Origin of the sequence: Rhodococcus sp. NKCM2511 (assembly GCF_014905595.1) — a bacterium.
GTDB lineage: Bacteria > Actinomycetota > Actinomycetes > Mycobacteriales > Mycobacteriaceae > Rhodococcoides > Rhodococcoides fascians.
Map to the genome: position 1 here is coordinate 109,446 of NZ_BNHJ02000004.1, position 20,464 is coordinate 129,909.

The following is a 20,464-nucleotide window of genomic DNA, read 5'->3' on the forward strand; positions in this document are numbered from 1 at the left end:
GTGACGAAGTCGGGATCGCCGCACCCGATCGTTCGCCGGTGCAGTCACAGATCTCGGGGGCTGCACCGACGGGCGATGTCGCCCCCTCTCGACCGGAGTACATCGAGCTGCGCTCGGCGGACGGGTCGACCTATCTGAGCAGTCCCATTCATCCGGACCCCCTCTATCGCGGCGGGGAAAGCGGGCAGGTGCTGAACCCGGTCGACGAACTACCCGCGTGGTGGGCCGAGAGCGGAATGCCGGGAACCGACACCGAACAAACCGTTGTTGTTGCCGGACACAACTATTCGAAGCGGGACGCCCCGTTCAAGGCACTCCGAGTGGTGACACCGGGAGACACCGTCGTACTACGCACGGCCAACGGCACTGTGGAGTACGCAGTCGAAACGGTAGGCCCCCTGCCGAAGGGATCACTGTTGGCGGACAACGAACTCCGCAAATCGGTGCCCGGTCGATTGATCCTGGCCAACTGCGACGTTCAAGGCGGCGAGCCGACCGACGACAACTTCGTCGTCGTCGCGCAGTTGATTCGCTGAAACAGGCTTGTAGACAATCACTGTCGCGGCCGGGCCCCCGGTCCGGCCGCGACAGTGACTACAGACCGAGGTCTGCCAAGCCCAGCAGTGATCGGTATTCCAGCCCTTCGGCGGCGATGACCTCGTCCGCACCCGTCGCCCGATCCACGACAGTGGCGACCCCGACCACCGTCGCGCCCGCGTCGCGCAGGGCTCGAACTGCGGTCAGGGGCGAATTGCCGGTCGTCGTCGTATCTTCCACTACGAGAACACGTTTGCCGACGATGTCCGGTCCCTCGATCTGACGCTGCATGCCGTGCGCCTTCGCTGCCTTGCGCACCACGAATGCGTCGATCGGCCGGCCCTGCGCGTGCATGATCGCCATCGCCACCGGATCTGCGCCCATCGTCAAACCGCCGACCGACGCGAAATCCCAGTCGGCGACGAGTTCGCGCATCAGCGAACCGATCAAGGCACCTGCGCGATGATGGAGGGTCGCCCGACGCAGATCCACGTAGTAGTCGGCTTCCTTGCCCGAGGACAACGTCACCTTCCCGTGCACGACGGCGAGCTCTTTCACCAGATCGGCCAGTTCCTGCCTGTCCGAATTCGCAGCGCTGTCGGCCATGTTCGGGTTCCTCTCGTCGTGCCATGAGGCGGTCGGGTCGGTACGAACTTACCCACCGAGATTCTCGACCACCCGCACCCGGGTACTGGGCGCAGCGCTCCCCTACGCGGCGACCTCGGCGGCGCGGTGCTCGTCCAGGGACTCCTTGGTTTCGACGAACGGTTCGGGCGCGGTCACCGAGCGAGCCTTCGCGACCAGCGACGAGGGGAACGATCCGACGGCCTCGGACAGCTGATACGCCGTGTCGTTGTACACCCGCACCGCGCCGGCAATCCGCTTCTCGGTGACAGTCAGGTCGCCGGCCGGCCCCTGGAACGCCCAGTTGCCGACGACACTGCGGCGCGCTTCGGCGTCGTCGAGAACCGCGTGGAAGGCGGCGGACAGAGCGTTCTCGGCGGCAGCCTGCGCCTGCAGGCCCAGTCCGCGATCACGGACTGCCTTGGACCACGAACGCGCTCCGGCGAGCTGACGCAGCAGGTCGCCCGACAGGTCCGCCGACTCGGCCGCAGTCAGAAACGGTTGCAGTTGCTCGTATCGACGCTCGAGCTCGATGTCGACGAGCCGTGCGCTCTGCTCGGCCAGACCGCGGTACCGCGCGAGTCGGCGCACCACACTCAGGACATAGCCGAGAACGACGAGTACCAGCACGAGGACCACAACGCCCGAGAAAACCGTCACGAGGTACGAATTTAACGGTGCCCGGCCGCCGAGGCCGGTAGGCACGCCCGAGAATGATCAGGGTTGGTTGCGTCGCCGATCCGCATCGAACGGAATCGGACGGGACACAGGCGGACGCGGTACCGGTCGCACCGGATTCACCGATCGGGTGGCCTGCGGTCCGCTCTGATCCGGCCTCGGTGGACTCGGCCGTCGAGTCGCCTCCTGCGGACGAGAGTCGGCCGCAGGACTTCTCGTCTCCACACCGCGAGGCTCGACACTGCGCGGCTCCACACCGCGCGGCGGGACGTTTCCGGACTGCTGGTTGCGGGGCGGCCCGACGCGCGGTTCCTGCACCAACGGTCGACCCGGATCGCTTCGATCACGAACGGACTCGCCGCCGCCCGGACGCGAGCCGTACACCGCGCTACCGCGGACCGGCGGCAGAACGTGCAGCATCCCCGACAGTCGCGCCACCGCATCGATCGCGGCATCCCAATCGCGCCCCGAGCTGGTCAGGGGCATCGATCCGAGAGTCCAGTCCTGTTCACTCCACAACAGCTGCAGATTCTCGGGAATCGACTCGGTGAACGCCGCCATCCGCTGGTCACAGACACGACGAGCGATGTCGACGTCGGTGGCGAACACCACTCGCGGTCCGATGGACCCGAGCAGTTGCATGTCCTCGTCGCGCGGAGGTGGCGTCGAGCGGGGCCTCAGGTCGATATCGACGTCGGAGCCGACGGAACGCTGCACGGCCACGATGGTGCCCGTTTCCTCGACGTCGAAGAGTACGAACTCCTCACCACGCCGAACTCCGGTGACGACGCCGAGAGCCACATCGAACTCGGGCTTGGACAGCGCGGCGCGCGAGAACTGGGTGACCAGCTCTCGGTCGTGGGGTCGGTACTCGTACCCCTGGGCCTTGGCCCACATCTGCCGAACCCGACCGGATCCATCTCGCTTGGATCGGTCGATGTAGAGCAGCGCTGCTGCGCCCACGAGTGCAATTACCGCCAGGCCGAACCACATTGCCGTCATCGCGAACCACCTTAATCGACTTCCACCTCGCGCCCGTCCACGGCCGCCGACTCCTGTGAACGGTCACAGGAGCCACGCGGGGACCCGAGGGCCGTTCCGCAGGCTCCACTCCCGCGTCACCTCAGGGTCATTCCGCAGGCTCCACCCCCGCCTCACCCTCCGAGCTTGGGGGTCTCGATGATGACGTTCGCACGGATGATTCCGTTCTCGACGGCCTCGCCCTGCACCACGACGAAAGCACCGACGGCCAACGACGCGAGATCGCGACCGGACAACGAAATTATCTGGGTCTGCGGAGTGGTCTGCACAGTGACGGGAGCGCCGTCGAGGCCGTCGAGCGTCAGAGTCGAACCGTCGTTGGCGTTGATCGTTCCCACCGACGAGCCGAGCTGGCCGAGGATCTCGGGAATGCCGCCCGGGATGAGCTCGGGTGTGGTTGTCGCACCCGATTCCGTGGGCCGCGGCGTGGTCGTGGGCGCGCTGGACGGCGAGGGCCGGATGGAGGTGGACGGTGCCGCGGCGGTGGTGCCCGGTTCGTCGCGCCCTCCGCTCAGAAACGCAATCCCGAACGAGACGACGATGACGAGCACAACGAGCCCGATCAGCGCCAGAACCCACGGACGGGGCCCCTTACTGCCGGAATCGACGCTGTTCGGCTCCTGCGGCGGCGGCGCACCCTCGAACTGCTGGGTGCCCCCGAACTGCTGTGGTTGTCCAAACTGCTGGGTGTGACCGTATTGCTGGGTGTCGTATCCCGGGGCCTGTCCGTAGGCCTGGTTCGCGGCCGCCTGCTGCGCCGGGTCGAAGGGCGGGAACGCCTGCGTCGGCTGGTAGCCCGGTGGGTACGCCTGCGGGTCGGGGTTGCCGTAGGCCTGGGTCGGATACGCCTCCGTCGGCTGAGCGCCCGGATACTGCTGGGCATCCGGATACTGCTGGGCATCCGGATACTGCTGGGCATCCGGATACTGCTGGGCGTCCGGGTACTGCTGGGCACCTGGGTGCCCGTAGTCCTGGGTCGGCTTGGATGACTCCGGCTGCTGCGCCGCGTCCTGATCGCGATCTCTAGGTGCTCGCGGGTCGTCCGGATTTGTCATTCCACGAGGGTACCCACGCCGAGAACGTCAACAGTGGCAACCGACAGCAGGCCCGCACGAGGTCTCGTGCGGGCCTGCTCCGGCTGGTTGCCGGCTCGGGCGTTAGCCCAGGATGAGCCGTTCGCCGTCGGGGCTGACGTTGACGGGCACCACGTCGCCGTCGTGCACGTCACCGGCGAGGAGGAGCTTCGCCAGCTGGTCACCGATTGCCTGCTGAATCAGTCGGCGAAGCGGTCGAGCACCGTACAGCGGGTCGTAACCGCGTACGGCCAGCCACATCTTGGCCGGCGACGACACGTCGAGAGTCAGTCGACGAGCTGCCAGACGGTTCGCGAGGAAGCCGAGCTGGATGTCGACGATCGACTCGAGCTGGTCCTCCGACAGTGCGTCGAACACGACGACGTCGTCGAGCCGGTTGACGAACTCGGGCTTGAACGAGCGCCGCACCGCGTCCATCACTTCGTCCTTGGTACCGCCGGCACCGAGGTTCGAGGTGAGGATCAGGATCGTGTTGCGGAAGTCGACCGTGCGGCCCTGGCCGTCGGTGAGCCTGCCCTCGTCGAGCACGGCCAGCAGGATGTCGAACACATCCGGGTGTGCCTTCTCCACCTCGTCGAAAAGCACCACCGTGTACGGACGCCTGCGTACCGCCTCGGTCAGCTGGCCGCCGGCCTCGTAGCCGACGTAGCCCGGAGGGGCACCGACGAGTCTGGCCACGGCGTGCTTCTCGCTGTACTCACTCATGTCGATGCGCACCATCGCGCGTTCGTCGTCGAAGAGGAACTCCGCCAACGCTTTCGCGAGCTCGGTCTTACCGACGCCGGTGGGTCCGAGGAACAGGAACGAGCCCGTCGGACGGTTCGGGTCGGCCACCCCGGCGCGGGCCCGTCGGACGGCGTCGGACACCGCTTGCACTGCATCTTTCTGTCCGACGACTCGCTTGCCGAGTTCGTCTTCCATCCGCAGCAGTTTGGCGGTCTCGCCTTCCAGCATTCGGCCGGCCGGAATTCCGGTCCACGCCGCCACCACGTCGGCGACGTCGTCCGGGCCTACCTCCTCCTTGAGCATCACGTCGCCCTGGGCAGGTGAATCCTCGGTCTTGGCCGCGAGTTCCTTCTCCAGGGTCGGGATCCGGCCGTACCGCAGTTCGGCGGCCTTGCCGAGATCACCGTCGCGTTCGGCGCGATCGGATTCTCCGCGAAGGTTCTCAAGTTCTTCCTTGAGCACCCGCACCGAGTCGATGGCGTTCTTCTCGTTCTGCCACCGCGTGCTGAGCTCGGCCAGCTTCTCCCGCAGGTCGGCAAGTTCCTGACGCAGTTTGTCCAGCCGGGCCTTCGATGCGTCGTCGGTCTCCTTGGCCAGGGCCATCTCCTCGATCTCGAGGCGACGGACGGCTCGTTCCACCTCGTCGATCTCGACGGGGCGCGAGTCGATCTCCATGCGCAGACGTGATGCAGCCTCGTCGACGAGGTCGATGGCCTTGTCCGGCAGGAACCGGGCCGTGATGTACCGGCCGCTGAGGGTCGCGGCGGCCACCAGGGCGGAGTCCGTGATGCGGACGCCGTGGTGCACCTCGTAGCGTTCCTTGAGTCCGCGCAGGATGCCGACGGTGTCTTCGACCGACGGCTCCCCGACGTAGACCTGCTGGAAGCGGCGTTCGAGGGCGGCGTCCTTCTCGATGTACTTGCGGTACTCCTCCAGCGTCGTTGCACCGACGAGACGCAGTTCGCCACGCGCAAGCATCGGCTTGATCATGTTGCCCGCGTCCATCGCCGAGTCGCCGGTGGCTCCTGCGCCCACGATGGTGTGCAGCTCGTCGATGAACGTGATGACCTGACCGGCGGAGTTCTTGATGTCGTCGAGCACGGCCTTGAGCCGTTCCTCGAACTCACCGCGGAACTTCGCGCCTGCGACCATCGAACCGAGATCGAGGGATACGACGGTCTTGCCTCGCAGGCTTTCGGGTACGTCGCCGGCGATGACGCGTTGCGCGAGTCCTTCGACGATGGCGGTCTTGCCGACACCGGGTTCACCGATCAGAACGGGGTTGTTCTTGGTTCGGCGGGACAGCACCTGGACGACACGCCTGATTTCGGTGTCGCGACCGATGACGGGATCGAGCTTGCCTTCTCGGGCGAGCGCCGTCAGGTCGGTGCTGTACTTCTCCAGCGCCTGGTAGGTGTTCTCCGGATCCGCGCTGGTGACGCGGGCACTGCCGCGGACCGCCTGGAACGCGTCGCGCAGCTCGTTGGCTCCGGCACCATGGCCGGAGAGGAGCTTGGCGACGTCGTCGTTTCCGGTCGCGAGACCCACCATGAGGTGTTCGGTGGAGACGAACTCGTCGTCCAGTTCGGTGGCCAGGTGCTGCGCTGCGGTGATCGCGGCGAGGGTTTCACGGCCGAGTTGCGGAGTGGTGGTCGAACCGGATGCCGAGGGCAGGCGATCGACGAGGTTCTGCGCTTCTCGACGCACCGTTGCGGGGTCGACGCCGACGGCCTTCAGCAATGGTGTGGCGATGCCGTCGGTCTGATCGAGCAACGCCACCAACAAATGTGCCGGACGAATATCCGGGTTACCGGCCGCGGATGCGGCCTGCAGGGCAGCGGAAAGTGCTGCCTGCGACTTCGTGGTGGGAGTGAAACTGTCCACCGGTCACCTTCTTTCCAGTGTGGGGTTCGAGCGTGTCGCTGGGTACAACCATAGACAAGTTGAGTCTGTTCCGCTCAACCTTGATTTTTCTCGTGCGCGTTTTGCGTACCCGGAGGGGCGCAAGACGCGCACGAGGGCGAAGCCCTGATGCGCGAAAGTCTCGATCGGTCTACTTTGGTGACGGTCGAAGGTGTCAATCGGTGGGGGTGGAGGTTGCTCGACGCACGCACGGTCTCCCTGGTCCGCACCGGATTCAAGTCGGTAGCGGCTGCACCGAACGGTCCCGAACAGCTGTCCCGGTCGTTCTACGCTCACCTTTTCGCCGAGTATCCCGACTTCCGTTCCCTGTTCCCGGCGTCGATGGACGCATTGCGCGAGCATTTCGTCCTGGCACTGGGGTACATCTTCGACAATCTGGACGACGCCGACCGCGTCGAGCCGTTCCTCGAACAGCTGGGCCGGGACCACCGCAAGCACGGAATTTCCGGGGCACATTTCCGGGCGGGGAGTTCGGCGCTGATCAGCGCCTTCCGGAGCTTCGCCGGCACCGAGATGTGGACCGACGAGGTCGAGACCGCCTGGCGAGACGCCCTCACCGTGGTGAGCAACGCGATGGCCGCCGCCGCCGACAACGACGAGCTGCCCCCGTACTGGAGCGCGACGGTCGTCGAACATCACCGCCTGCTCGACGACCTGGCCGTGGTGCGACTGAAGACCGACGGGGAGATTCCGTACTTCCCCGGCCAGTACGTCAGTGTGCAGATTCCGCAGCGGCCCAAACTGTGGCGCTACCTGTCCCCTGCCATTCCCAGCAACCCCTACGGCGAGATCGAGTTCCATGTTCGACGCGTATCCGGAGGCTGGGTATCACCGGCGATGGTCACCGAAACGACTGTCGGCGACCGTTGGCTGATCAGCCCGCCGCTGGGCGGCATGCACGTCGATTGCACGATCGGCGAGGACGTGCTGATGATCGCCGGGGGCACCGGTTTGGCACCGTTGCGCGCGCAGGTGATGGAGATGGCCCAGCGCAGCACCAATCCGCGGGTGCATCTGTTCGTCAGTGGGACGTATCCGTGCGACCTCTACGACCTCGACACACTGTGGCAGCTGTCGTTGTCGAATCCGTGGCTGACGGTGGTGCCGGTGACCGAGGAGCTCGAGGATCCGTGGTGGCACTCGGGTCCGACGCGCGAACTCCCGTGGGGCATGCATCATCGACTGCACGGCCCGGTGGGCAAGGTGGTGACGCGGTTCGGCTCGTGGGCCGATCGGCAGATTCAGATCTGTGGATCGCCGTCGATGGTGCGCACCACGCTGTACGCACTGCGCAAGGTCGGTACGCCGATGGAGCACATTCAGCACGATCCGTTCTGACTGCGCTGCAACGCTTTTCAGCCGGGAATGATCTTTCGGCCGGAGATCGACCGCGGCGGGAGGTCCTCGACGATGCCTCCGACAACCAGCCGCGGTGTCCAGCTCTCGGTGACGAGCCTGCCGTCTCCGGTGATGATCGCCTCGGGATCGGGGTCGACGAGAATGGGGTATCCGGTGTCGGACGTAGCTCCGACATTCTGCACCAACAGGCCGTTCTCGATGGTGTAGTACACGTGCACCGGGTGCAGGTCGGAGTCGAAAGCCCAAGGGCGGCCGATGAATATCACTGCGTCGCCGGTGTCGTCGAGCACCGATACGGAACCGTCTCGCTCGAGCCGCAACTCCCAGCACGCAGGCATGGATGCGGTGAACTCGAATCGATGCGGAGCCTGGGCTTCGAGCAGGTGAATCATCAACAACGCACCCTCGCGTGGGTCTCGTTGCGGCACAACCACTTCGAACGATCCACATTCGTAGAATCTGGATCCGAACGGTCCCGGTACGCCTACCCCGAGCTCGTCGGCGATCGCCAATTCCAGGCGGATCGAGCCACATCCGTTCTCGGCCCGCAAGGTGATGCCCTCGGAAGGATGGGGCATCGGGGACTCGTCGCGGGGCGCGTAGGACAACACCGCTCGCAGCAGCGGCTCGGCGACCTCGGCGTCACCGTCTCGGGAATCGAACGTGCGTCGTCGTCGTCGATCGGTCATCGTCACCCCCTTCGCCTGACTCGACCAGTTTGCCACCCTCGACCCCGATCGCGCGTCCGATTCTGCGGAAAACCATCCATTCGATGCAGTGGTCTGCTAGCGCGCGTCAGGCCCCGGCAGCCGCCTTGGCGGCAATCCGCGCCTGCACTTCCGGACGCCTGAGCGGAGGCACCGTCGGAGGTGGCTGCCGCCGGTCCGGCAGGGCGTCGAGCAGCCGATGCGTCGTGGCCGTCACCTCGGCGACTGCCGTCTCGAACGCGTCACGGGTGGCGTCGGACGTCTTCTGCACTCCGCTGATCTTGCGGACGTACTGACGCGCCGCAGCCTCGATCTCGTCGTCGGTGGCGTGTGGTTCCAATCCCCGCAGGGTGGTGATGTTTCGGCACATTCCCCGACGATAGACCCGCAGGTCACACCTCGAGAAGACCTGCGATCGCCTTCAGACACAGCTCGCGAACCTGTTCCCTCTTCAGGGTCCTGCGCTCCACCCAGTCGTGACAGACCGCGCGGACGAATGCCACCCACCCGCGGAGCGCGGCCCGGATCATCTGGTCGTCGTGGAACTGGTCGGGCAGCGCGTCGAGAATGCGTTGCTGCTGGATGTCGAACTCGCGCGTGAGGATGTCGTTGATGCGGTCGTCTCCGAGCAGCGCGCCTCGATTGACCGCTCGGACGCCGTGCGCATGCTCGTCGGTGTAGGCGATGTAGGCGTCGAGTCCGGCGGCTATCTGCTCGAGGACCGGCAACGACGGGTCCGGGGCGGTGACGGCGAGGTTGCGCTCGGATTCGGTGCGCACGATCTCGACGAAGAACTCCCGCTTGGACGGGAAGTAGTGGTACATCAGACCCCGTGAGACCCCGGCCAGGTCTGCCACTTCCTCGATCCATACGTCCTCGTAGGGACGTTCGGCGAACAGGGTCGACCCGATCTCGATCAGCTGCGCACGCCGCTGCTCCGGTGTCATGCGTTTTCGAGGTGTGGTCATGGGGTTTCGAACCTTACTTGACACGAGTTCAACGATGAGTACGGTCACTATTTGACACCGGTTCAACGAGTCGGTTCGGGGACTGAGGAGCGGCCATGTCGACGGAATTCGCACTGCGAGACGGCGCACTACCGCATCCGCCGTATCGATTGCCGATACTGGGCGACGTCATCGGTGTCGACCCGCGCTCGCCGATCCAGGATTCGACCGCTCTGGCCGCACGGCTCGGACCGATGTTCGAGCGCCACATCCTCGGCAAGCGCTTCGTCTTCGCCTCGGGTGCCGACGTGGTCGGCGATCTCTGCGACGAACGCCGCTTCGAGAAGTTCCTGCCGCCGGGCGTCGAGCGCCTCCGCGACATCGGTGCCGACGGCCTGTTCACCGCCTACAACGACGAGCCCAATTGGCAACGGGCCCACGATCTGCTGCGGCCGGCGTTCACCGCCGGAGCCATGCGCGGCTACCACGACATCATGGTGAACGTCGCGGACGATCTGATCGAGCACTGGAGCGAGCGTTCGCGCGACGCGTCGACGACCGATGTGTCCTCGGACATGACGAAGCTGACGCTCGAGACCATCGGACGCACCGGATTCAGCTACAGCTTCGGCTCGTTCACCCGCGCCGAACCACACCCGTTCGTGTCCGCGATGGTCGGCGCACTGACGTACAACCAACGGCGGGCGTTGGTATCGATCCCGGCGTTCGCCGCGCCGCTGTTCGCCCGATCGGACCGCCGATACGAGCAGAACAAGAAGTACCTGGCCGAGGTACTCACCGACGTCGTACGTACTCGTCGACAGTCCGACGAGGACTTCACCGACCTACTGCAGATCATGATGGACGCGGCGCGCGAGGCCGACAACCCGAATGCCCTGAGCGAAGCCAACATCGGCCACCAGATTCTGACGTTCTTGATCGCCGGGCACGAGACCACCTCTGGTGCATTGTCTTTCGCACTGTACTTCCTGGCCACCCACCCCGAGGTCTTCGAACGTGCCAGGGCCGAGGTGGACGAGATCTGGGGGACGGACAAGCCCGAGTTCGGCCAGGTCCCCAAACTCCGGTACGTCCGCCGAGTCCTGGACGAATCACTGCGTCTGTGGCCGACGGTTCCCGCGTTCGGACGCGGCGCACGAGCCGACACCGTCATCGGCGACGGCTACCCCATGGCGGCAGGAGACTGGGCGATCGTGCTCGCGACGGCCCTGCACCGAGATCCGGTGTGGGGCGATCGGCCGGAGAAATTCGACCCCGACAACTTTCTGCCCGCCCGCATCAAAGCTCGGCCGGCGCACGTGTACAAGCCCTTCGGGACGGGCGAAAGAGCATGCATCGGAAGGCAATTCGCCATCCATGAGGCCGTACTGGTACTCGGAACCGTGCTGCAACGCTTCGATCTGCAGGCCGACCCGTCGTATCGACTGAAGGTCACGGAGCGGCTGACCATGATGCCCGAGGGCTTTCGGGTGCAGCCGACGGTGCGCACGTAGTCAGTCCGGCAGCAGCGGTACCGATACCCCCGGGTCTCGTCCGAGCAGTACCCCGCGCGTCAGCGACGTCGACCCGAACTTCTTGTGCACCCCGTCCAACGCACGGTCGAGTGCCGACGCCTCGGGTGGTCTACGTACCGAGGGGGGGTCGAACTGCAGTTCCAGTTGCTCGGCTCCGCCCCTGTCGATGCTCGAGACCGTCACCCCGACCAGAGTGATGCCCTTCTCCGCGATCAGCGGAGCCGCCTCGTGCAGCAGCTCGAGTGCGGCATCGAGGATGTCCCGGGTGTCGGCGGTGGCGCGATCGAGGGTGTGCGATCGGGTGGCCCGGGTGAAATCGGCAAACCGCAAGCGCAACATCACGGTTCGGCCGGTCCGCTGCGCGCCCCGCATTCGGTGCGTGACGCGATCGACGAGGCCGATCAACGACGCCTCCACCTCGGCCGCGTCGTGCCGCCCGCGGCCCAGGGCCCGCTGGGCACCGATGGAACTGCGCGACTTTCCGGGCTGCACGCGGCGCGGATCTCGGCCCATGGCCAGTGCGTACAGGTGCGCTCCTGCGCCCTTTCCCAACACCGAGGCCAGCGATCTCTCGCCGTAGGCCGCGATGTCTCCCACGGTTCTGATGTCGAGTACGTGCAGCTTCTCGGCGGTGACCTTGCCGACGCCCCACAGCCTTTCGATGTTCAGCGGGTGCAGGAACTCGAGTTCACCACCGGGTGGCACCAACAGCAGCCCGTCGGGTTTGGCGAACGCACTGGCCACCTTCGCCAGGAACTTGGTGGTGGCAATCCCGACGGTGATTGGGAGCCCTACCTGTTCGGCGACGTCGCGGCGCAGTTGCTGCCCGATGTCGAGTGCGCTGCCCGCTATCTTGCGCAGGCCTCCGACGTCGAGAAAGGCCTCGTCGATGGAGATTCCCTCGACGAGCGGCGTCGTGTCGTGAAAGACGTCGAACACGTCCTTGCTCGCCTGGGAGTACGCCTCCATACGCGGCGGCACGACGATCGCCTGCGGACAGACCGCCCGCGCCTGCCCACCGCTCATCGCGGTGCGTACCCCGAAGGCCTTGGCCTCGTAGCTGGCCGCGAGTACCACTCCCCCGCCGACGATCACCGGTTTTCCCCGCAGCCGCGGGTCGTCTCGCTGCTCCACCGAGGCATAGAAGGAGTCGAGATCGGCGTGCATGATGCTCGCTTCCCCGCTCTTCGCCTTCCCGGCGTTCGACTCCACGATTTGATGCTCCCACGAGGCACCGACATCCCCGTTACCTGCATCGAGCCCGAAAAACACCCCGAGAAAGTGACCCAGGTCACCTGATGTGCCATTGTTGAGTCGTCGGATCACGCGAACGGCTGGAGACAACTGTGACGGCCTGGTGGCGGTGGTACGGAGCACTCGGCGTACTCGGCTGCATCGCCTACTTCGCGGTGCCCGACTCCGCCTGGTCGCAATCGATCTTCGTCGTGGTCGGGGCGTCCGCCGTCGCCGCCACGATCGTGGGAACCAGGCTGAACCGTCCGCGCAACCGAACCGCCTGGTGGAGCATCGCCGCGGGCACCGCGGTGTGGGTGCTCGGCGACATCGTCTACGAGTGGCTTCACGCCGGCGGAGGCGTCGCGCCCTACCCGTCGCTCGCCGACGCGCTCTACCTCGTCGGCTACCCGATCTACGGTTTCGGACTGTTCCTGCTGGTCCGGCACAAGTGGCGGGCGAGCGAACGCGGCCACATCGCCAACAGCGCTATCGTGATGGTCGCATTCGCACTGCTCACCTGGGTTTTTGCGGTCCAACCGTCGCTGGACGGGGACGGCATTTCCGGCGTCGCCGGGCTGGTCGATGTCGCCTATCCCGCGATGGACATCTTTCTGCTCGGGTTGCTCGCCCACTTCGTCGGCTCTCGTCAGTGGCGGGCACTGTCCTACCGACTGCTCACCGCGGCGGTGGTCCTGCTCGTCGTCACCGACACCGTGAACAACTTCTCCATCGTGTCCGATTCCTCGGCCGACCGCTCGCTGCTCGACGCGGGGTGGACGTTGTCCTACGTCCTCATCGGCGTCGCCGCACTCCACCCGTCGATGCGGAGAATCACCAGCCCCACCATCGAATCCGACGCCCACCTGATGGCGTCGTTCACTACACCGTCCGTCGTCGTGCTGACCGCCGCCACGCTCACCGCCCCCGCCGTGATGGTCGTCGAAGTCGTGCGCGAGAAGCCGATCGCACAATGGGGATGGGCGGTCATGCTGTGCGCGGGCATTCTGGTGGTCCTGGTGATCCTGCGCATCACCGACCTGCTGCGGCTGCTGCACACCCAGACCGTTCAGCTTCGCGCCGTCGCCGACACCGACCACCTCACCGGGCTGGCCAATCTGCGCGCTCTCGAACACCGGATCTACGGCAACGCCGGTGAATCGACGTTGCTGACGGTCGACATCGACCGCTTCACCGAAATCAACGACACGTTCGGACGGGGCCTCGGAGATCAGGTGTTGGCCGCCGTCGCCACCCGACTGCGCACGGTGGGCGACGACGCGATCCTGTTGGCACGCTTGGCCGGTGACGAATTCGCGTTGTGCGGTGAATCGGATTCGATGGATCCCGCAGCCCTCGCCCGCGACATACTGGAACAATTCTCGACGCCGTTCGAGGTGGGCAACATGTCGTTGCTCATCGAAGCGAGCGTGGGGGTGGCGACGAACGCCCCGGCGCGCGTCGCCGAGGACGACGCCACACCCGACCGTCTGGTGCAGCGCGCCGACCTCGCCGTGCAGGCCGCGAAGACCGTGCAATCGCGCGTCGCGTACTACGACCGGTCCATGGACCGGGACAAGAGCGAGCAGTTGATCATGCTGGGCGAGCTCACCGCCGCCCTCGCGTCGGATCAACTGAGACTGCGCTATCAGCCCCAGGTCGATCTGGACTCGATGACCGTGGTGGGGGTCGAAGCCTTGCTGCGTTGGCACCACCCGAGTGGAGACATTCTCTCTCCCAGCGCATTCCTGCCCACGGCCGAGCACACCGGACTGATCCGCCCACTGACCCGCTACGTTCTCGAGCAAGCCCTGGCGGAACGACAGCGATGGGCAGCATCGGGCCTGCACCTGCGCATGGCCGTCAACATCTCCACCCGAAACCTGTTCGACGACAGTCTGATCTTCCACGTGTCCCGAGTCCTGTCCGAGTTCGATTGCCCTGCAGAGCAGTTGACCTTGGAGGTCACCGAGAGCTCCGCGATGACCGACCCCGCCGGTGCCACGGAAGTGCTGGCCGGTCTGCACGCCATGGGAGTGCAGGTCGCCATCGACGATTACGGCACGGGCTACAGTTCTCTGGCCTACATCGAGCGCCTCCCGGTCCAGGAACTCAAGATAGATCGAACGTTCGTCAGCGGAATGTCGCACAATGCCACTCACGCCGCCATCGTTCGCTCGACCATTGAACTGGCGCGCACACTGGGGCTGTCGGTGACCGCAGAGGGCGTGGAGGACGAAAGGACGGTATCGGTGTTGCGTGAGCTGCGATGCGGACGGGCGCAGGGCTTCCATCTGGGCCGCCCCACCCCCGGCGAGCACCTGCCCGCCCTCGTCGACGAACTGAACGAGAACCTGAAAACTGTTATCGGAGAACGGATATCATGACCGAAGCCACACTGTCGGTATACGCGGCCATTCGATCTCGCCGCGACGTGCGAGCCGAGTTCGACGGAACCGTCGTCGACGACGACACCTTGCGCCGCATCCTCGGCGCAGCGCATCAGGCACCGAGCGTCGGCAACACCCAGCCCTGGGATTTCATAGTGGTCCGCAAACCCGACACGTTGAGCGCCTTCGCCGCACACGTCGCCGACTGCCGACAGGACTTCGCGAACAAGCTCGACTCCGAGCGCCGACAGACGTTCGACCCCATCCGTATCGAAGGGATCGAGACCAGCGGCACCGGAGTGGTGGTCACGTACGACCCGAACCGGGGAGGCCCGCACGTCCTCGGCCGCGATACCGTCGACGACACCGGATTGTTCTCGGCAGTACTGGCCATCGAAAACCTCTGGCTCGCAGCGATAGCCGAGAACGTCGGGGTCGGCTGGGTGTCGTTCTACGACGAGGCGTACCTCACCGAACTGCTCGACATCCCCGCCCCGGTGCGTCCGATCGCATGGTTGTGTGTGGGCCCGGTCGAGTCGTTCCAGGAGGTACCGGATCTCGAGCGATTCGGCTGGCGCACGGGGCGTCCACTGGACGATGCCCTGCACTTCGAGCAGTACCGCCGATCGTGAAAACCGCTCTCGCCGCGGCGACGGTCATGTGCCTCCTGCTCGTGGGGTGCTCTTCTGCCCCTGACGAATCCCCTTCGCCCGCAACCACGCCGGCAACAACTCCGGCGGCCGAACCCGCCCAGGCGCCCGATTCTGCCGATCCCGTCGGAACTGTCGTTCCGCTCCCGGGGGCTCCCGAGGGCATCGTCGTGGGGACGTCGGGCATCGCCGCCGCCGGAGTACGCGAGCCCGACGGCGTGGTGCTCTTCGACGCGGCGACGGGTGCCGTCCGGCAGATGGTCCAGACGACGGGCGCACCCCGGCATCTTTCGCTGGCAGGTCCCGACGGCCCGGTCCTGGCCCCGCTCGAAGGCAGTGACGAACTACTCGAAGTGGCGCTGAACGACGGCGCGATCCTGTCCACGGCCACGGGTGTCGGACGGCAGCCGCACGACGCGGTGCTCACCTCCGGCGGCACGATCGTGGCCACCAACGAGATGGGCGGCGGGGTGACCTTCCTGCGCGAGGGATCGGTCGTGTCGGAGCTACCGCCGGGCCCGGTCCAGCCCGGTGGCGCTGCCGCTCTCGGCCCGTACACCGCCGTCGCAGACGTGCAGGGCAACGGTGTGTGGGTCTACGACGGCGCGACCCAGCGGGAGGTGGCGCAGGCCCCGATCGGCGTCAAGCTGACCCACGCCGTGACGGTGAACGAGACAACGGCCGGGTTCGCCGATACCGACGGCGGGACCGTTCTTCTCGCTTCGGTCGACGCTGCGGGGAGTATCCGCCAGACCGCGTCGATCGAGGCCCCGGGTAATCCGTACGGACTTGCCGTCGACCGCGACCGGGCACTGCTGTTCGTGACGCTGACCGCGTCGAATCTGTTGCGCGTGGTCGATGTTTCGGACGTCTCCGCACCGCGAATCCTGGGCGACGTCCCGACCGTGACACAGGCCAACTCCGTTGCCGTGGACCCGCGCACCGGGGACGTTCTGGTGACCGGCAGCGACCCCGGCGCAACGAGTTCGATTCAGATCATCCCCCGCGCCGAGCTACCCGCGGGGTGAGTGATCACCAGCCGTAGGAGCCTGGGATGCCCTTGAACGGGCCGACCACGTCGTCGGTGATCCAGCCCTCGTAGAAACCGCCTTCTTGCGGCCGGACCGCCTCGCCGTCGATTTCGCAGTCGAGTCGGCTGGGTGAGAACGCGAGGTAGCCGGCGATCTCGGCGAACCGCGGTGTCGGGTTCTCGTAGCTCCACCCCGCGGCCGGTGCCACGGCGTCGCCGCCGTGCACGTCCCAGTACGTCGCCGCGCCCTTCCATTCGCAGTGCGTCGACCGGGCCTCGGACGGCGTCAACGCACCCGGAACCACGTCTGCGGGAGAGATGTACCAGGTGGGCGGATGGCTGGTTTCGAGCACTCGGTACGCAGCGGTGGTGCGCGCGACCACCTCGCCACCGAGCCGGACGACCAGCGAACGGTTGGAGGACTCGAGCTTCGGTGGACGGGGGTAATCCCACACCGACTCCTGACCCGGCTTCGGCTTCTCGGGAACTACAGATCTCGGCAGATTCTGGCTCATCACTCGATGGTGCCACCGGATGTCACGGAGCGTCGACGGGATAGAGATCGTCCACCCGTTCTTCGTCGAGAATCCAGCGATCGACGTCGTCCAATGGTTCGACCGTACGCACGGAGGTGACCGGAATATCGCGCGCCGGCACCTCGCGACGAACGTCCTCGACGGGTGCGGCCGGTACCGGGGTGGATGACACAGCAGACGCGGGCTCAGCCAGTTCCGGTCTCGGTTCGATCCCGGTCTGCAGCGGCACCACGTCGGCGGCCACGGTGTCGTCGTCTGCCTGCGTGAGGCTTCGGGCGTCGTCCGGGATCTCTGGATTGTTCGGCAGTTCGGCCGGTACTCGGACGAGGATGCCGAGTCCGTGGGTCGCGGCCAACAGACTGACCGGGGCGACCGTCGCAATGGCCGCCGACAGCGCCGGATGCAGTGTTCCGGCGTCGGAAATGAAGGCGTGCATGGCATTTGCGCCGATACTGACCAGAGCTGCCGTGATCAACACGCCCCAGAAGAAGCGTCGACCACTGCGTTGTTCCTCGAATTGGGCGAGTGCGATGACGGAGATCGTAGCCTGCAGGATGGTGCCGTCGACGATCACCGGCCACAGCCACGACAGTGATCGCGGGACGCCCGCCATCGTGGCGAGATCCCACAGTGCGGCGAAACTCAACACGAACGACGCGATTCCGATGACGGTGGTGATGACGACCGCACTGACGAGCGTCGCACGCAGGACCTTGTTCATGGGTCGTCATGAAACACGAGCCCACCGACAGGTTCGGCGACGAGCACGCTAGTGGCCCCGAATCCAGTGCGCAGATCACGTCCGGCACCGTGTGCTGCACTCCACCTCGATACTTCCGATCACGGCTCGGACGAGTGAACGCTCGATGATAACGAGGCAATCCGCTTCCAGTCTGCGCCTCCGTCGCCCCACCTTTTCCACATTCGGACCATGTATCCAGCTGGAAGCAAAACCATGATGATCACCATTAAGCAGAATGCCGTGACCGAGCCCTTCGACTGAACGTGTGACAGCGCGTCGAGCAGCGCAATAGAAATGCTGCCCAACAGAACTTGAACAAGTTGAAAGAGCAGCTCGTTCGCATTGCTGTTCGGATCCGCGAAACGCGGGGCGTGCGCTGCGGCGCGCATCGCGCACACCGCGAACACCCACAGAACCATCAAAGCATCGATCGCTCGCCCGTCGAGAATCCGAAGGATGCCGAGCGAGATCCAACATGGCACCGCGGCAAGTACGCCCAAGAGTATCCGAGAGACCAAGTCGCGACGCACTCCACCGGGGAACGAAAGCGCCCACGAATTATTGATGCTTGGTACCCGTAAGCTGTACGCAACCCCCAGCATGGAAAGGGCAGCAAAAATTCCCGTTACAGTGACCAAATCGATTTCGAAAGGCGAGACACGCCACGCCAGGACGAATCCTGCAAACAGACAGGAAGTCATTGCCCACCTTCTCAACTCGCCCGACCGAACCAGCGAAATGATCAATACTCGCATCGGAACAGTGCGTGCGGCTGCTGAATTCAAAAGCGCTGCGACACAATTTCTTTCGTTCGCTTTTTTATCGATGGGCAGCGGAACCGCGGTAAGCGCTGTCGATACTGCACGCGTTCCACACAGAACTGTTGCGGCAGTACAAATACCCGCGATTACGAGAGCGGAACCCACTTCGATGTATCCAGCGGTCACCAGCGCGGAAGTTGCAATCCCCAAAATCAAAACGACCGCTCGCGCCAGACGGAGCGTTCGTGACTCCATCTTCGCAACACAGGCGCTAGCGTCGATTTTGGAGCAGGGACCGCCTACAACTGCGACGAGAATCGCCGCAAGAACAAATAAGCCTGCAAAAGCAACGCCGTGAAGGACCCGAAGCGCAGTCGCCATCCCGACTGCAAGACCGACGAGCCCGACCAGCGCCGGTCCAAGGTCATGGCGGCACCTTCCCGCGACGAAGCCCGCGAAGACTGCGACACTGTCTGTCGTAAGACCCACCAGGTGCCGTACCCGGAAGACCCCGGGCGGAGCGGGGACCACTCGCGCCTGCACGGCGCGTAATGCTGGAACTGCTGTCAACGTCCCGCACATGGCACCGAGTAGGGCTTGCGGTGCTATCGAGTCGAGCTTGTAGCCAACAACGAGCCAGCCGAGCAACGCCATACCCACAAAAATGCTGAACTTCAGCACAACTCGAGGACAAACTTGCGGCTCTTCGCCCGGTTGCGCGGAAGCCCGCTCAGTCGTCCGCGCCAGAGCCTTCACTAACTGCGGGTTCGGCGACATGTATCTTCCCCTCCGAGACTGTGAGCACCGAATGCGCAAGTCCAGCAATAAATCTGGTGCGGTGCGTACAAATCAGGGCCGCGCCGCCGCGTCCGAGATGCTCGCGAACCAAATCCGTCACAGCATTCGCAGACTCGCCGTCCAAGCCCTCGAATGGCTCGTCGCACAGCAACAGCGGTGGCCGGTGAAGCATTGCCGTCGCAAATCCGACCTTCTTGGCAGTCCCAGTAGACAGGTCAGACAGCGCGCAGTCACGATGGGCAGTCAAACGCAACGCCTCCATCAGATCTGCCACACGGCCCGGCCATTCCGTCGACCGCAGTCCTCGAGCAGCCGCAACCACTTGAAAATACTCATCCAGAGTCAACAGACCCGGTGCATCGAGATCGGCTGGCATGTAGCCTATTCCGTGGCGCCAGCCCCCGATTGCATCAGTGATCATTCCCCCGTAAGAGATCCGACCACCGCCGCCGTCGAGCCTTCCCGCGACAGTCCGCAGAAGTGTCGACTTACCAGAACCATTCGGGCCTGTAAGCCCTACACACTCACCCGCAGCGACCGCGAAGCAGGCACTGCGGATGAGTGTGCGGTTTGCCACCGATATCGTGAGATCTGTAGCTCGGAGTACCGCAGAGTCGGGAGTCATACATTTTTCAAGAGCTCGTTGATTTCCGAGACGCGTTCATTCAACGCATCGCCCTCACTCCGTACGCGAAGTAGAACGGCGGTCGTGTCTCTCAATGTCACTGAGACTAAGGGCTTTTGATCACTAACATGGATCGAAACTGTGATTGGCAAGTTTCGCCGCCCCAGTGCCAGTGAACTTCCCAGCATTCGATAAATGGCTATATTGCCGGCGTCGATTCGGGCTGACGTCTCGCTTACACGCGTCACTTTCCCGTTCAGATGCTCCAGCGCAGCAATGATGCGATCTATCGAGGTGCCTTGTGGTATCCGCGACCCGACCTTGATCGGGGCAGGAATTTGCGATGAACTGATCAGTGGTGCTGCCATCTCGCATCCTCTCGCTTGTTCGGTCGACTGTCGGCCGTTATGTCAGAACAGTCCTCCGACTACGTTTCCGACTGCGCCACCCACCAGCCCCGTCAAGCCTCCCGCGGCTGCGCCAGGACCGCACCCGACGCCGCCCGCCAGTAGGCCACCCGCGCAGCCG

General features: G+C 65.0%; 20 protein-coding genes. 6 read left to right on the plus strand and 14 right to left on the minus strand.

All coding sequences use genetic code 11. The features are described 5' to 3' along the window. Nucleotides 1–38: 38 nt before the first annotated feature. The gene (locus JLZ96_RS22545; RefSeq protein ID WP_236254211.1) at nt 39–536 is read left to right on the plus strand and encodes a class F sortase; all 498 of its coding nucleotides are present in this window, start codon (nt 39–41) and stop codon (nt 534–536) included. Between the two features lie 58 nt (nt 537–594). Here JLZ96_RS22545 and pyrE read toward each other — a convergent pair whose 3' ends face one another. The 5 genes from pyrE to clpB form a co-directional block, all read right to left on the minus strand. Beyond that, nucleotides 595–1,143, minus strand: a complete 549-nt coding sequence (pyrE, locus tag JLZ96_RS22550; protein ID WP_032364933.1) for an orotate phosphoribosyltransferase — start codon at nt 1,141–1,143, stop codon at nt 595–597. A 102-nt stretch (nt 1,144–1,245) separates the two neighbouring features. After that, on the minus strand, nt 1,246–1,821 hold the full coding sequence (locus tag JLZ96_RS22555) for a LemA family protein (protein WP_032364932.1): 576 nt from the start codon (nt 1,819–1,821) through the stop codon (nt 1,246–1,248). Nucleotides 1,822–1,878: 57 nt separating this feature from the next. Then, nucleotides 1,879–2,832, minus strand: coding sequence for a hypothetical protein (locus JLZ96_RS22560; RefSeq protein ID WP_374758066.1), 954 nt, complete (start codon nt 2,830–2,832; stop codon nt 1,879–1,881). Nucleotides 2,833–2,993: 161 nt separating this feature from the next. Continuing rightward, on the minus strand, nt 2,994–3,935 hold the full coding sequence (locus tag JLZ96_RS22565; protein WP_201011316.1) for a DUF5666 domain-containing protein: 942 nt from the start codon (nt 3,933–3,935) through the stop codon (nt 2,994–2,996). A 102-nt stretch (nt 3,936–4,037) separates the two neighbouring features. Beyond that, the gene (gene clpB / locus JLZ96_RS22570) at nt 4,038–6,584 is read right to left on the minus strand and encodes an ATP-dependent chaperone ClpB (protein WP_201011317.1); all 2,547 of its coding nucleotides are present in this window, start codon (nt 6,582–6,584) and stop codon (nt 4,038–4,040) included. A gap of 213 nt (nt 6,585–6,797) precedes the next feature. On the opposite strand from clpB, the gene JLZ96_RS22575 reads away from it, so the two are divergent. Continuing rightward, a complete protein-coding gene (locus JLZ96_RS22575) occupies nt 6,798–7,961 on the plus strand; it encodes a globin domain-containing protein (RefSeq protein WP_201011394.1) in 1,164 nt (387 codons plus the stop codon). Between the two features lie 17 nt (nt 7,962–7,978). Here JLZ96_RS22575 and JLZ96_RS22580 read toward each other — a convergent pair whose 3' ends face one another. The 3 genes from JLZ96_RS22580 to JLZ96_RS22590 form a co-directional block, all read right to left on the minus strand. Next, nucleotides 7,979–8,671 (minus strand): hypothetical protein, encoded by a 693-nt coding sequence (locus tag JLZ96_RS22580; protein ID WP_201011318.1) that lies wholly within the window; start codon nt 8,669–8,671, stop codon nt 7,979–7,981. A gap of 106 nt (nt 8,672–8,777) precedes the next feature. Continuing rightward, nucleotides 8,778–9,059, minus strand: a complete 282-nt coding sequence (locus JLZ96_RS22585; protein ID WP_032373673.1) for a DUF2277 domain-containing protein — start codon at nt 9,057–9,059, stop codon at nt 8,778–8,780. 22 nt (nt 9,060–9,081) lie between these two features. Further along, nucleotides 9,082–9,657: a TetR/AcrR family transcriptional regulator gene (locus JLZ96_RS22590; protein WP_032386090.1), complete on the minus strand. Its 576-nt coding sequence runs from the start codon at nt 9,655–9,657 to the stop codon at nt 9,082–9,084. Between the two features lie 95 nt (nt 9,658–9,752). Here JLZ96_RS22590 and JLZ96_RS22595 point away from each other — a divergent pair, with 95 nt between their 5' ends. Next, nucleotides 9,753–11,150: a cytochrome P450 gene (locus tag JLZ96_RS22595; RefSeq protein ID WP_201011319.1), complete on the plus strand. Its 1,398-nt coding sequence runs from the start codon at nt 9,753–9,755 to the stop codon at nt 11,148–11,150. Here JLZ96_RS22595 and dinB read toward each other — a convergent pair whose 3' ends face one another. Continuing rightward, nucleotides 11,151–12,383 (minus strand): DNA polymerase IV, encoded by a 1,233-nt coding sequence (gene dinB, locus JLZ96_RS22600; protein WP_268963069.1) that lies wholly within the window; start codon nt 12,381–12,383, stop codon nt 11,151–11,153. Nucleotides 12,384–12,517: 134 nt separating this feature from the next. Between dinB and JLZ96_RS22605 the strand changes: the two genes are divergently transcribed. Genes JLZ96_RS22605 through JLZ96_RS22615 form a run of 3 tightly spaced genes read left to right on the plus strand, consistent with a single transcriptional unit; the run spans nt 12,518 to nt 16,472 of the window. After that, the gene (locus tag JLZ96_RS22605; protein WP_201011320.1) at nt 12,518–14,791 is read left to right on the plus strand and encodes a bifunctional diguanylate cyclase/phosphodiesterase; all 2,274 of its coding nucleotides are present in this window, start codon (nt 12,518–12,520) and stop codon (nt 14,789–14,791) included. An 11-nt stretch (nt 14,792–14,802) separates the two neighbouring features. Beyond that, nucleotides 14,803–15,426, plus strand: a complete 624-nt coding sequence (gene bluB / locus JLZ96_RS22610) for a 5,6-dimethylbenzimidazole synthase (protein ID WP_174557217.1) — start codon at nt 14,803–14,805, stop codon at nt 15,424–15,426. After that, on the plus strand, nt 15,423–16,472 hold the full coding sequence (locus JLZ96_RS22615) for a YncE family protein (protein ID WP_236254212.1): 1,050 nt from the start codon (nt 15,423–15,425) through the stop codon (nt 16,470–16,472). The genes bluB and JLZ96_RS22615 overlap by 4 nt, the downstream gene beginning before the upstream one ends. A gap of 4 nt (nt 16,473–16,476) precedes the next feature. On the opposite strand, the gene JLZ96_RS22620 is transcribed toward JLZ96_RS22615, so the two are convergent. From JLZ96_RS22620 to JLZ96_RS22640, 5 genes are all read right to left on the minus strand, one after another. Beyond that, entirely contained in the window at nt 16,477–16,989 is a 513-nt protein-coding gene (locus JLZ96_RS22620; protein WP_032364925.1) for a DUF427 domain-containing protein, read from the minus strand. A 22-nt stretch (nt 16,990–17,011) separates the two neighbouring features. Beyond that, a complete protein-coding gene (locus JLZ96_RS22625; protein WP_057472639.1) occupies nt 17,012–17,731 on the minus strand; it encodes a DUF2637 domain-containing protein in 720 nt (239 codons plus the stop codon). Between the two features lie 119 nt (nt 17,732–17,850). Next, complete coding sequence (locus tag JLZ96_RS22630; protein WP_201011321.1) at nt 17,851–19,290, minus strand: hypothetical protein; 1,440 nt, start codon at nt 19,288–19,290, stop codon at nt 17,851–17,853. Continuing rightward, nucleotides 19,244–19,936 (minus strand): ABC transporter ATP-binding protein, encoded by a 693-nt coding sequence (locus JLZ96_RS22635; RefSeq protein WP_080735569.1) that lies wholly within the window; start codon nt 19,934–19,936, stop codon nt 19,244–19,246. The genes JLZ96_RS22630 and JLZ96_RS22635 overlap by 47 nt, the downstream gene beginning before the upstream one ends. Next, nucleotides 19,933–20,304 (minus strand): hypothetical protein, encoded by a 372-nt coding sequence (locus tag JLZ96_RS22640; protein WP_201011322.1) that lies wholly within the window; start codon nt 20,302–20,304, stop codon nt 19,933–19,935. The genes JLZ96_RS22635 and JLZ96_RS22640 overlap by 4 nt, the downstream gene beginning before the upstream one ends. Nucleotides 20,305–20,464 lie beyond the last annotated feature (160 nt).